A 12,619-nucleotide genomic window follows, 5' to 3' on the forward strand; every position below is an offset into this window, starting at 1 on the left:
TCCTTACCAGTACAGGGCAACATACAGAATGACTACGGTCGCAGCCGCAGTAACTACCCAGAGACCTTTGATGATCGGCTCTGGCCCCATTTTTTCGTCTTTTACGATGATGTTGGCAGCTTTCGGTGCCAGTTCAAACCAGGTTTTGGTATGCAACAGCGCTGCTGCCAGAACAACCAGATTGAGGATAACCACTACCGGGTTTTGCAAAAAGCCGACAAAGCCCATCCAGGATTCAGCACCATGCTTGAGAGCAAACAGACCGAAAATCAGTTCAATACTGAACCAGACTGCCGGAACCGCTGTACCTTCGCGCAGCATGTAAAAGCGATAAAATGGCAGCTTTTTCCACCAGGTGGACGTCATTGGCCGCACATAGGGTTTGCGTTTAGTCGTCATCTTGCACTCCTTAGCGCGGTTTCAGGGTTGCGATAAGAAAGTCTTTTGAACTTTCTACTTTACCCTGCTGAATGGCCGCAGCCGGATCGACGTGTTTCGGGCAGACTTCGGAGCAATAGCCCACGAAAGTACAGGTCCAAACGCCGTTCGGGCTGTTCAACTGAGCCATACGCTCCTTCTTACCGTGGTCGCGGCTATCTTCGTTATAACGATGTGCCAGCGTAATCGCGGCCGGTCCAATGAACTCAGGGTTCAGGCCGAACTGCGGGCACGCTGCGTAGCACAGACCACAGTTGATGCAACCGGAGAACTGATGATACTTCGCCATCTGTGCCGGAGTCTGGGTGTTTGGACCCTGATCCGGTGTACGCGGGTTACCAATGATGTACGGCTTGATAGCTTCCAGACTTTCGATAAAGTGCGTCATATCGACGACCAGATCGCGTTCAATCGGGAAGTTAGCCAGCGCTTCAATCTTCATGCCGTTGGTGTATTCACGCAGGAAGGTTTTGCACGCCAGTTTAGGCACGTTGTTGACCATCATGCCGCAGGAGCCGCAGATAGCCATACGGCAAGACCAGCGATAGCTCAGGTCCGGTGCCAGGTTATCTTTGATGTAGTTCAACGCATCCAGCAGTGACGTTGTTTCATCATAAGGAACTTCATAGAAAGCACTGTGCGGTGCGGTGTCCACTTCCGGGTTATAGCGCACCACCTCAACTTTCAGGTTTTTCATCTCAGCCATTCGCCTTCTCCTTCTTATCGGCTGCTTCCGCTTCGCCACCGTACATACGTTTAGCTGGCGGCAGAGTGGTGATTTTCACGTCGCTGTATTCCAGGCGAGTTGTGCCATCAGCATCGCGGAAGGCGAGGGTATGTTTAAGGAAGTTGACGTCGTCACGCTCGGTGCAGCCTTCATCCAGACGCTGATGCGCGCCGCGTGATTCTTTACGCGCCAGAGCAGAGTGCGCCATACATTCAGCAACGTTCAGACCGTGACCCAGTTCGATGGTGTATAGCAGGTCAGTGTTGAAGACGCTGGAAGTGTCGGTGATACGTACGCGTTTGAAGCGTTCCTGCAGTTCAGCCAGCTTATCAACGGTTTTCTGCATGAGTTCTGGTGTACGGTAGATACCGCAACCTTCTTCCATGGAGATGCCCATTTCGTCGCGGATCTTCGACCAGTTCTCGTTACCTTCCTGGTTAACCAGATCTTTCAGACGTTGTTCAACGGAGGCAACCTGCGCATTCAGTGCTGCATCGTTAGCGGTGCTCGCTGTAGACGCACGTTCCATCGCTTGTTCACCGGCCAGACGACCAAAGACCACCAGTTCAGCCAGGGAGTTAGAGCCCAGACGGTTAGCACCATGCAGACCTACAGATGAACATTCACCGACAGCGAACAGACCTTTAATGCGAGTTTCGCAGTTCTGATCGGTTTCGATACCGCCCATGGTGTAGTGTGCGGTCGGACGTACCGGGATCGGTTCTTTAACCGGATCGACACCCACGTAGGCTTTCGCCAGTTCGCAGATAAACGGTAAGCGTTCGAGCAGTTTTTTCTCGCCGAGGTGACGCAGGTCGAGGTGAACGACATCGCCACGCGGAGTGGAGATGGTGTTGCCTTTGCGCCATTCATGCCAGAAAGCCTGAGAAACTTTGTCGCGCGGACCCAGTTCCATATATTTGTTCTTCGGCTCACCCAGCGGAGTTTCCGGGCCCATGCCGTAGTCCTGCAGATAACGGTAGCCATCTTTGTTGACCAGAATACCGCCTTCACCACGGCAGCCTTCGGTCATCAGGATACCGGATCCTGGCAGACCAGTCGGGTGATACTGAACGAACTCCATATCGCGCAGCGGAACGCCGTGGTTCAGCGCCATACCCATACCGTCACCAGTTACGATGCCGCCGTTGGTGTTGTAACGGTATACACGGCCTGCGCCGCCCGTTGCCATCACCACTGCGTTAGCACGGATTTGTACCAGAGTGCCTTCCATCATGTTCATGGCAACCAGGCCGCGAACATGACCGTCATCAACCAGGATATCCAGAACGAAATGTTCGTCAAAACGCTGAATTTGAGGGAACTGCAAAGAAGTTTGGAACAGAGTATGCAGCATATGGAAGCCGGTTTTATCCGCGGCAAACCAGGTACGCTCAATTTTCATGCCGCCGAAGCGACGTACGTTGACGCTACCGTCTTCACGGCGGCTCCATGGGCAACCCCATTGTTCCAGTTGCGTCATTTCAGTTGGGCAGTGGTGGACAAAGTAATCCACGACATCCTGCTCACACAGCCAGTCTCCGCCTGCTACCGTATCGTGAAAATGGTAGTCAAAGCTGTCATGATCCTGCGCGACAGCAGCAGAGCCGCCTTCGGCAGCAACGGTATGGCTGCGCATTGGGTACACTTTTGAGATCAGTGCGATTTTAGCGTTGGGATTTGCTTGCGCAGCAGCAATTGCAGCACGTAATCCCGCGCCACCGGCGCCTATAATGGCAAGATCGGCTTGAAAGGTTTGCACGACATTCCTCCAGATTGTTGTTATTTCATCCCTGTCTGAATCAGATGCTTAATCTGATTCAGACAGGTTATGAACGCGTTTCCACTGCTCCTTTATAGGTACAATAGTATAGTCTTAGGGATGTGAGGGAAATTTGACGTGTTCGATTTTTTTAGCGTATCAGAGGGCTGAATTATCATTGAATTTGATTAATTTAATTACTAAACCACCCAATGTTGCTTTTTTTACCCGCCAGCCAGTGTTTATTATTCCCGCGTGAAATTTGTCTCGCTAACGCGATACGAGTAGACTTCGTGCCCTTGTCTTAAATCGGAGAAATAACCATGAGCGAAACGGCAACCTGGCAGCCGAGCGCGTCCATCCCCAATCTGTTAAAACGAGCTGCAATTATAGCGGAGATTCGTCGCTTTTTTGCCGATCGTGGCGTGCTTGAGGTTGAGACACCTTGTATGAGTCAGGCGACGGTTACGGACATTCACCTGTTCCCGTTCGAAACGCGTTTCGTTGGCCCTGGACATTCTCAGGGGATGAACCTCTATTTAATGACCAGCCCGGAATACCATATGAAGCGCCTGCTGGTGGCAGGATGCGGCCCGGTATATCAACTGTGCAGAAGCTTTCGTAATGAAGAGATGGGACGTCATCACAACCCTGAATTCACCATGCTCGAGTGGTATCGTCCCCATTACGACATGTATCGCCTGATGAATGAAGTGGATGATTTACTCCAGCAAGTGCTGGATTGTTCCCCTGCGGAAAGCCTCTCATACCAGCAAGCCTTCCAGCGTCATCTGGAAATCGATCCACTGTCAGCGGATAAGACCCAATTGCGTGAAGTGGCGGCTAAATTGGATCTCAGCAACATCGCTGATACTGAAGAAGACCGGGATACCCTGTTACAGTTGCTGTTTACGATGGGGGTTGAGCCACATATTGGGAAAGACAAACCGGCGTTTGTGTATCACTTCCCGGCCAGCCAGGCATCGCTGGCACAAATTAGTACCGAAGATCACCGCGTTGCTGAACGTTTTGAGGTTTACTACAAGGGTATTGAACTGGCGAATGGTTTCCATGAGCTGACCGATGCGCGTGAGCAGCAGCAACGCTTCGAGCAGGATAATCGCAAACGTGCCGCTCGTGGCTTGCCGCAGCAGCCAATCGACAACAACCTGCTTGAAGCGCTCAAGGTCGGTATGCCGGATTGTTCCGGTGTGGCGCTTGGGGTTGATCGTCTGGTGATGCTGGCGCTGGGTGCTGATAGCCTGGCCGATGTTATCGCCTTTACCGTCGATAGGGCGTGAATCTGAAAATCTCCCCGCAGTAAAATAAATGGCGCGTAATGCGCCATTTTGTAGCTTTTTTTTTCAATTTCATCTTTATAGACACAGTTTAAATCTGGATATTTGCCGTTATTCAGGTATCAATTCTGGTTTGATTTTTTGATGGCTGACCTCCGCCTGGAGGACAGTGTAAACATGTGGACGCGGTTTAACCTGCGCGTTCCAGAGTAAGGGATAGTTTAATGACCCAAACAATAAAGAAGATGAGCCTGTCAGGCCTCATCCTTATGATATTCACGTCAGTTTTCGGATTTGCAAATAGCCCTTCAGCTTTTTATTTAATGGGTTATAGCGCCATTCCATGGTATGTATTTTCTGCATTATTATTCTTTATTCCATTTGCCTTAATGATGGCGGAAATGGGATCTGCCTATCGTAAAGAAGAAGGGGGGATCTATTCGTGGATGAATAATAGCGTTGGACCGCGCTATGCGTTTATCGGTACGTTTATGTGGTTCTCCTCTTATGTGATTTGGATGGTGAGCACCGCGGCAAAAGTCTGGGTGCCTTTTTCCACCTTTTTATTCGGCGCAGATATGACGCAGCAATGGCGTATCGCGGGACTTGAGCCAACGCAGGTTGTTGGGTTGCTCGCCGTAGGCTGGATGATTTTGGTGACGGGTGTCGCTTCCAAAGGTATTAATAAAATTGCCCGTATTACGGCTGTGGGCGGAATTGCCGTAATGTGTCTTAATTTAGTTTTGTTGTTAGCGAGTATCGCTATTTTGTTATTAACAGGTGGTCACTTTGCGCAGGATATTAATTTTGTCTCCTCACCTAATCCGGGATATCAGTCCGGTCTGGCCATGTTGTCATTTGTTGTATTTGCTATTTTTGCTTATGGTGGAATTGAAGCTGTGGGTGGGCTGGTTGATAAAACGGATAAACCAGAAAAGAATTTTGCAAAAGGAATTGTTTTTGCCGCAATAGTGATTTCAATTGGTTATTCGCTGGCCATATTTTTATGGGGCGTTAGCACCAACTGGCAGCAGGTATTAAGTAATAGCTCAGTTAACCTTGGCAATATTACTTATATCCTGATGAAAAGTCTGGGGGTGACATTGGGTAATGCATTGCATTTGTCTCCTGAATCTGCGATGACCATGGGCATTTGGTTTGCGCGTATCACTGGGCTTTCCATGTTCCTCGCTTATACCGGTGCTTTCTTTACGCTCAGCTACTCGCCATTGAAAGCAATTATTCAGGGAACGCCAAAAGCATTGTGGCCTGCGCCAATGACGAAGCTGAATACCATGGGTATGCCGACGATGGCAATGTGGATGCAGTGTCTGCTGGTGAGCCTGTTTATTCTGTTGGTTTCATTTGGTGGCGATACTGCTTCCGCGTTTTATAACAAACTGACGCTGATGGCGAACGTATCAATGACGTTGCCGTATCTGTTCCTTGCACTGGCTTTCCCTTTCTTTAAATCCCGTGAGGGGCTGGAAAGGCCGTTTGTGATTTTTAAAACCCGGGCCGCAACGTTGCTGGCAACGAGCGTGGTGGTGCTGGTGGTAACGTTTGCCAACGTATTTACCATCATCCAGCCAGTGATTGAAGCCGGAGACTGGAACAGTGCGCTGTGGATGATAGGTGGCCCGATATTCTTCTCACTGCTGGCCATGGCGATTTATCAGAACTACAGTCGTCGCATGGCCTGTGAGCCAGAGTGGGCGGCTGAGTAATCATCTTGCCGGATAGACGCGTTAGCGCTGCCATCCGGCAAGACACCCATTACAAGCTTCCTGCCGGACGACTGCCTCTTCCCGCAGAACTTAACGTTCTCCCTGTTTGCTTACCATTCAGGCTTTCCAGACGCATCTGGAATGGTGGGAATGGCATATCAATGCCATGCTCACGGAAGCCCGCCAGAATCAACTGATGGATCTCATGGCGCAATGGCATGCGGTGTCCCATTTCTGCGGCATAGATACGCAATTCGAAGATCTGAATCCCTTGCTGAAGATCAACCAGGAAGACTTCCGGTGCCGGGGTGTCGATAACCAGCGAACAGCGATGCGCGGCGGTAAGCAGGATTTGCGTGACCTCCTCGCTGTTGGCCTCCGACGGTGCCGGAATAGTTAACACCACACGAGTGACCGAGTCGGATAGCGACCAGTTGATGAACTGTTCGGTGATGAACGCTTTGTTGGGCACGATGATTTCTTTACGGTCCCAGTCGCTGATTGTGGTGGCGCGGGTGTTAATTTTCGTCACGCTACCGGTAAGATCGCGAATTGTCACCGTATCGCCAATGCGGATGGGTTTTTCAAACAGGATGATCAGGCCGGAAATAAAGTTGGCGAAGATCTCCTGCAAACCGAAACCCAACCCCACACCGAGCGCGGCAACCAGCCATTGCAGTTTGGACCACTCAATACCAATCATTGAGAAGCCAACCAGGCCACCAATCAGCATCAGCAGGTATTTGGTTATGGTGGTGATGGCATAACCCGTGCCGGGTGTTAAATCCAGATGCTGTAACAGTGCCAGCTCCAGCAGCGCGGGCAAGTTACGTACTAACTGAGTGGTGATGATAAACACCAGAATCGCAATTAATACCGCGCCCAGCGTTATCGGCTCTAAGCTTTCTACGCCTTGTACCGTGGAGGTGACATCCCATAATGAGATGTTCTCCAGGAAGCCGAAGGCAGAGTGAATTTCTGACCACAGCACGATAACCGAAAGCAGGGCGATCAGCATCAGGATAGAACGTACCAGGCGCAGTGATTGTGCGCTGATAGCGTCAAGGTCCACTTCGCTTTCATCGACATCAATCGCCCCTTCAAGGCTGGTGGAATGCGGCGGTTCTTCTTCGCCACGTGCGCGTTGTGCCAGCATTTCTGCCCGTCGATGTTTGGCGCGATCGAATGCCAGACGGCGGCGCTGAATCAGCATCCAGCGGCGAATGACGTGATAAATCACCAACAATAAGAACCAGATAGCTACAGATGTTTCCAGACGAGCCAGCAGTGCTTGCGCCGTTGCCAGGTAGCCTACGGCAGCCGCGAGAATCGCAATGAGTGGTGCGCCCATCAGCATATTCCACAGCATACTGTTGACCATGTTGTCACCGTTGCCCTCTTTATCGAGATATAACGGTATTCCGGCGCGTTTCAGACTCAGGGTCACGAGCGCCAGTGCTCCACAAATCAAAATAAAGCACAGGCGCCCCAGAGAGGCGGAGAATTCCCGGTCATTGAGATTATCAAACATGATCACCGCCATGATGAGCGGGACAATCAGTCCGATGCTCATCAGGTAATAGTGCATTGCCTTAGCGACACGGTTACGCGGCCAGCCAAAGTGGGCAATGAACAAACCGTTAGGGCGTGCGAAGGTAGCGCAAATCATCACTACCCACAGCATTGGTACCGTTGCGGTAACGCCATCGCCTATCGCGACGGCCAGAGGATAGGGCCAGGCTTCCTGCAAACCATAACCCAGAGTTGCCCACAGTACCGGCAATGGGGAAGCGACGAGTATCGACCAAAACACTGTGCGCAACGTCAGCCAAAAATGATCCTGGGTTACTTTTCCCACCCGCGCTGACGATCGTTCGAGAAAGCGAGTGAAGTGCTTACGCGAATAGAGGCTAAACCCAACCAACACCAGCGCTGCGAAAAGCGGCAGCAGCGTTTCCTTGCTGGTCAACATCATAATGCTGGCTTTGCCAAGCTGATTAAACGTGTCTAATGAGATAAGACGACGCAGATCCTGGACTAAGTCGACAGGCCAGGAAAGTGATATTGGGCTGACGTCAGACGTCCAGAACAGATAGCGGTGAGTTGCCTCATTGACCTCTTTCAGCGCATCTTCCAGTTGGCTGTTGGAGACTTTCAGCTTGGTCAATTCGAGGATCAGCGTATCGCCGCCCTGTAACAGGGAGTTCAGTAGTTCACGCTGAGTACGCAGTTGGGCGTTGAGGATACGCTCTTGCTCTGCGGTAAGTGGTTGTCCATCGGCCTGATGGATCTGGCGCAACTGCGGCTGTTTATTAAGGAGATCTTCATAGCGCATTCGGTGTACGCGAAGTTGCGCCATTTCTGTATCTAGCTGTTGAGGCTTAGGCATTTCTGGCAGGCGGGAGACTTGCGCGCGCAGGGCTTCTCCCAGCATATTCGAGGCACCAAGCCACTGTGACTGTTCCCGCAACGTATTTAATGCCTGTCGCACCTGCAGCGTTTGGCTGGTGGCCTGCCGCTGTTGAGAGGCGACCAGGTCCATACGCTGCGCCTGCTGGTTTAAGGCCTGAGACAGCTCACGGTTAACCTTGAACTGGTCAACAATGCCTTCTGGTAGCCCCGCACTGTTCTCTGCCAGTAGTTCGGTGCTTTCCAGCGCCCGCTCGGCTTCACGCTGACGCTGACTATTGAGTTGATTACGTAATGCCTGCAGGTACGCGTCGAGTTGTTGGCTCTGTTTTTCTGCCAGTTCGGAGCGCATGCGCGCCAGTTCCTGGCGGTTGTTCGCGGAAAGCTGTGCCAGTTCCAGCTCATCGACCTGGGCTTTGAGTTTGGCCGATTCAGCCTGCATCGCCTGATTCAGTGGAGAGTTGCTGCTGGCTGCCCCCAGACGTCGCTCAATATCATTTAACTGACGGCGCGCATCGGTTTGCTGTTGCGGAAGCTGGCTTAATGAGTCGGCGATTTCGCGTGCGCGATCTTGTTCCTGCTGGGCCTGGCGGCTTTTTTCCAACAACTGGCTGCTGACCTGGAGGATCTCCTGGTTTAACGCATCAGTAGTCAGGCCAGTCGGCACGCTGCGCGGTTCGTCACGCAGATTGCTAAGCTGCGCGCGTAACGTTGCAGACAGTTTGGGGAAGTTATCAATAACCTGCTGATACTGTTCGGCACGCTCAAGGGAGCCTTTACGCTCCTCAAGGGCATTCAGCGCGGACTGGAGCGCCTCAACGGCTTCTGGCTGAGCGGGCTTAGCCGCTTTGGCCTGCTCCAGTTCCTGAGTGATTTGTTTGGCATCGGGGGCCGTCGCAGCGTGCGCCCCCAGGCTGAGGCACCAGGCCATCAGTAAAGTGATAATCAGGCGCACAGCAGCGATTCCTATGTTTAACCTTCGTCTTTTTTGTCATCAACCAGCGGGCTGACGTCGTGTTCTGCTTCGATTTCTTCCTTCGGCAGTGGGTTAGGTTCAGCTTCTGGCGTTACGAAAGACTCGGTAGAAATTGCCATCGGTTGACCGATTTTAGTGACCGAAAGATCCTGCAACTGCTCAACCAGGTTAACTTTGCCTGGTGCAAACAGGTTAATAACGGTTGAACCGAGCTTAAAGCGGCCCATTTCCTGACCTTTTAGCAGCGCCACGGAACCTTCGCTTTCACCGGCAGGCCATGTCCAGCGTTTAATGACTCCTTCACGCGGCGGAGTAATGGTGCCGGCCCAAACCGTTTCAATACTACCGACGATGGTTGCGCCAACCAGAATCTGTACCATCGGGCCGAATTCAGTATCAAACAGACAAATAACGCGCTCGTTACGGGCAAACAGGTTCGGTACGTTTTGCGCGGTCAGGATATTTACTGAGAAAAGGTCGCCAGGCACATACAGCATTTCCCGCAGGATACCGTTACACGGCATATGTACGCGGTGGTAATCACGCGGCGAGAGGTAAGTGGTTACAAACGTACCATTGCGGAATTTGTCCGCCATCTGGTAGTTGCCTGCCAGCAGCGCTTCAAGGCTATAGCTATGCCCTTTGGCCTGCAGAAGTTTATCTTCTTCGATGTTTCCCAGTTGATTAATCACGCCATCAGCCGGCATGACCAGAACATTTGGATCGGTATTAATAGGGCGTACATCGTCACGTAATGGGCGGACAAAGAAGTCATTGAAGGTGCGATAGCTGGCGGTGTCCGGCTTTTGCGCCTCTGTCATATCGACCTTGTAATATTTCACGAACAGATCGATAACCAGCTTAGTTAGCCATCCTGCTCGTTTGCTCGCACCCCAACCCGCCAGGCGAGTGAGCCATAGTTTTGGCAGAATGTATTGTAGCGAAAGCTTAAATGAGTTTAACAAGGTAGCCTCCAGGCCATAATTTGTTCCTGATCCAGCGTGTGGGCCGGATCCTGAAAAAAAGGGGACGATTCTAGCGATGCTTAGCTTAGTTGTCAGTTGTCTGTATCAGAAAAGTTTTTACGCGTTTTTACCTGAGCCATGCTTTCGAGGATACGGTGATAATTCTCAAAGCGAACTTCGGCTATCGCCCCTTTCTCTACAGCTTCACGGATAGCGCAGCCTGGATCTGCATCATGTTTGCAGTCGCGGTATTTGCAATGGCCCAGGTAATCATGGAATTCGACAAAGCCGTGCGTGATTTGTTCCGGTTCAAGGTGCCACAGCCCAAACTCACGTACGCCGGGGGAGTCGATGACGTCACCGCCGTGCGGGAAGTGGTACAGGCGAGAAGCGGTAGTCGTGTGTTGTCCAAGGCCGGAGTTGTCGGAGACATCATTGGTCAGGATTTCTTCCTGCAGGCCAAGCAGGTTGTTGAGTAGGCTGGATTTACCTACGCCAGACTGACCGGCGAAAATGCTGATACGATCGGTCAATGCCTCTTCAAGCGGTTTCAGACCGTCTTTTGTGCGGCTTGATACCATCAATACGCGATAGCCAATATTGCGATAGATATCCATCTGCTCATTTACGAAAGCCATGCTTTCGTCGTCCAGCAGATCGATTTTGTTGAGTACGATAATTGGCTCAACCTGTAACGTTTCGCAGGCCACCAGATACCTGTCGATAATATTTAATGACAGTTCAGGTAAGATGGCTGAGACAATAACGATTTGGTCAATGTTGGCAGCAATGGGCTTCACGCCGTCATAAAAATCCGGGCGTGTGAGAACGGAAGTGCGCTCATGTACCGCTTCAACGATCCCTTTAACATTGACACCTTCGGCTGCCGTTTTACCCGGACGCCAGACCACGCGATCGCCGGTAACCAGCGAACGAATTGTACGGCGGATGTTGCAGCGGTGAATTTCACCATCAGCAGATTCCACGTCGGCATGCATACCAAAACGGCTGATAACAATGCCTTCAGCGGTTTCGCCAAACAAGTTGTCGTCGTAGTCGGGTTTCTCCGTGGACGTTTTAAGACGACGCTGGTGATTTGCGTTCACGCGGCGCTGTTGGCCTTTGGAGAGTTTATTTTTACTCAATCGTACTGGCTCCTGATCGCCCATTATGGGCAAAACATCTATGATACACGCAATTTTAGATGAATATATACGCTTCATCCTTCACGCTGCCCCAGCACTGGCTATGCTCAGAAACCCAGGCCACATAGTTTTCTATGCCCTCAGGGTTTCTTTCCTTGCCGCCTTGATGCAGCATGAATGGTTTCGCGTATCGTCACGTAAGAAGGGTGGAAAATAGCATGAGTGCCAATGAAAACAACCTGATTTGGATCGATCTGGAGATGACCGGTCTGGATCCCGAGCGCGATCGCATCATTGAGATCGCTACCCTGGTGACTGACGCCAATCTGAATATTCTGGCTGAAGGACCAACAATTGCGGTACATCAGTCTGATGAACAGCTGGCATTAATGGATGACTGGAACGTCAGAACGCATACAGGTAGTGGGTTGGTGGAGCGCGTAAAGGCGAGCACGATGGGTGATCGTGAAGCTGAGCTTGCGACGTTAGCATTTTTAAAAGAGTGGGTTCCGGAAGGGAAATCACCTATTTGCGGCAACAGTATCGGTCAGGATCGCCGCTTCCTGTTTAAATACATGCCGGAACTGGAAGCGTATTTCCATTATCGTTATCTGGACGTTAGTACTCTGAAAGAGCTGGCCCGTCGCTGGAAGCCAGAGATCCTCGATGGTTTCACAAAACAGGGAACGCATCAGGCGATGGACGATATCCGCGAGTCGGTTGCTGAGCTTGCTTACTATCGCGAGCATTTTATTAAGCTTTGATTTCTATGCCCGGTGCGCTTGCGTAACCGGGTATTTGACGTTAAATTGTTCAGCTTGATTGCAAAGTAATCACTTGAACGAGTTTTTAAAAAAAACGTATTCAGGGGGGTTGCAGCTAAACGGATTTCTCGTATAATGCGCCTCCCGTAACGACGCAGAAATGCGAATTACGACAGCAACAAATTTCATCGAAGATTGTGCGGGAATAGCTCAGTTGGTAGAGCACGACCTTGCCAAGGTCGGGGTCGCGAGTTCGAGTCTCGTTTCCCGCTCCAAAATTTGAAAGTGCTTATCAGGCACAGACACACCCAAGCGGGAATAGCTCAGTTGGTAGAGCACGACCTTGCCAAGGTCGGGGTCGCGAGTTCGAGTCTCGTTTCCCGCTCCAAAATTTGAAAGTGCTTATCA

9 protein-coding genes and 2 tRNA genes are annotated in these 12,619 nt (G+C 51.2%); 5 read left to right on the forward strand and 6 right to left on the reverse strand.

Annotation, left to right across the window (positions count from 1 at the left end):
• Positions 1-3 precede the first annotated feature (3 nt).
• Genes frdC through frdA form a run of 3 tightly spaced genes read right to left on the reverse strand, consistent with a single transcriptional unit; the run spans position 4 to position 2,927 of the window.
• Positions 4-399: a fumarate reductase subunit FrdC gene (gene frdC, locus OH663_RS16120; RefSeq protein WP_200013318.1), complete on the reverse strand. Its 396-nt coding sequence runs from the start codon at positions 397-399 to the stop codon at positions 4-6.
• Positions 400-409: 10 nt separating this feature from the next.
• Positions 410-1,144 carry a fumarate reductase iron-sulfur protein gene (gene frdB / locus OH663_RS16125; protein ID WP_045438893.1) on the reverse strand — a complete coding sequence of 245 codons (735 nt, stop codon included), beginning with the start codon at positions 1,142-1,144 and terminating at the stop codon, positions 410-412.
• Positions 1,137-2,927: a fumarate reductase (quinol) flavoprotein subunit gene (gene frdA / locus OH663_RS16130; RefSeq protein ID WP_045438896.1), complete on the reverse strand. Its 1,791-nt coding sequence runs from the start codon at positions 2,925-2,927 to the stop codon at positions 1,137-1,139. Before frdA ends, frdB begins: the two co-directional genes overlap by 8 nt.
• Positions 2,928-3,250: 323 nt before the next feature.
• On the opposite strand from frdA, the gene epmA reads away from it, so the two are divergent.
• Positions 3,251-4,228 carry an elongation factor P--(R)-beta-lysine ligase gene (gene epmA, locus OH663_RS16135; protein ID WP_045438899.1) on the forward strand — a complete coding sequence of 326 codons (978 nt, stop codon included), beginning with the start codon at positions 3,251-3,253 and terminating at the stop codon, positions 4,226-4,228.
• Positions 4,229-4,449: 221 nt separating this feature from the next.
• Positions 4,450-5,952 carry a glutamate/gamma-aminobutyrate family transporter YjeM gene (gene yjeM, locus OH663_RS16140; RefSeq protein WP_045438901.1) on the forward strand — a complete coding sequence of 501 codons (1,503 nt, stop codon included), beginning with the start codon at positions 4,450-4,452 and terminating at the stop codon, positions 5,950-5,952.
• A gap of 49 nt (positions 5,953-6,001) precedes the next feature.
• Here the strand turns inward: yjeM and mscM are convergent, their stop codons facing one another.
• The 3 genes from mscM to rsgA all read right to left on the reverse strand — a co-directional run bounded on the left by mscM (position 6,002) and on the right by rsgA (position 11,447).
• Positions 6,002-9,316, reverse strand: coding sequence for a miniconductance mechanosensitive channel MscM (gene mscM / locus OH663_RS16145; RefSeq protein WP_136345329.1), 3,315 nt, complete (start codon positions 9,314-9,316; stop codon positions 6,002-6,004).
• A 17-nt stretch (positions 9,317-9,333) separates the two neighbouring features.
• Entirely contained in the window at positions 9,334-10,302 is a 969-nt protein-coding gene (asd, locus tag OH663_RS16150) for an archaetidylserine decarboxylase (RefSeq protein ID WP_045438907.1), read from the reverse strand.
• 92 nt (positions 10,303-10,394) lie between these two features.
• Positions 10,395-11,447 carry a small ribosomal subunit biogenesis GTPase RsgA gene (gene rsgA, locus OH663_RS16155; protein WP_190284551.1) on the reverse strand — a complete coding sequence of 351 codons (1,053 nt, stop codon included), beginning with the start codon at positions 11,445-11,447 and terminating at the stop codon, positions 10,395-10,397.
• A 218-nt stretch (positions 11,448-11,665) separates the two neighbouring features.
• Between rsgA and orn the strand changes: the two genes are divergently transcribed.
• From orn to OH663_RS16170, 3 genes are all read left to right on the forward strand, one after another.
• Positions 11,666-12,211 carry an oligoribonuclease gene (gene orn, locus OH663_RS16160; protein WP_045438928.1) on the forward strand — a complete coding sequence of 182 codons (546 nt, stop codon included), beginning with the start codon at positions 11,666-11,668 and terminating at the stop codon, positions 12,209-12,211.
• A gap of 199 nt (positions 12,212-12,410) precedes the next feature.
• A tRNA-Gly gene (locus tag OH663_RS16165) sits at positions 12,411-12,486 on the forward strand.
• A 37-nt stretch (positions 12,487-12,523) separates the two neighbouring features.
• A tRNA-Gly gene (locus OH663_RS16170) sits at positions 12,524-12,599 on the forward strand.
• Positions 12,600-12,619: the final 20 nt, after the last annotated feature.

The organism is Citrobacter sp. Marseille-Q5395 (genome assembly GCF_947057495.1).
GTDB classification, from domain to species: Bacteria; Pseudomonadota; Gammaproteobacteria; order Enterobacterales; family Enterobacteriaceae; genus Citrobacter; species Citrobacter murliniae.

Excerpts from the sequence above, each read along its gene's own strand:
- orn (WP_045438928.1), top strand. The coding sequence starts at position 11,666 with ATGAGTGCCAATGAAAACAACCTGATTTGGATCGATCTGGAGATGACC.
- frdC (WP_200013318.1), bottom strand. The coding sequence starts at position 399 with ATGACGACTAAACGCAAACCCTATGTGCGGCCAATGACGTCCACCTGG.
- yjeM (WP_045438901.1), top strand. The coding sequence starts at position 4,450 with ATGACCCAAACAATAAAGAAGATGAGCCTGTCAGGCCTCATCCTTATG.
- epmA (WP_045438899.1), top strand. The coding sequence starts at position 3,251 with ATGAGCGAAACGGCAACCTGGCAGCCGAGCGCGTCCATCCCCAATCTG.
- frdB (WP_045438893.1), bottom strand. The coding sequence starts at position 1,144 with ATGGCTGAGATGAAAAACCTGAAAGTTGAGGTGGTGCGCTATAACCCG.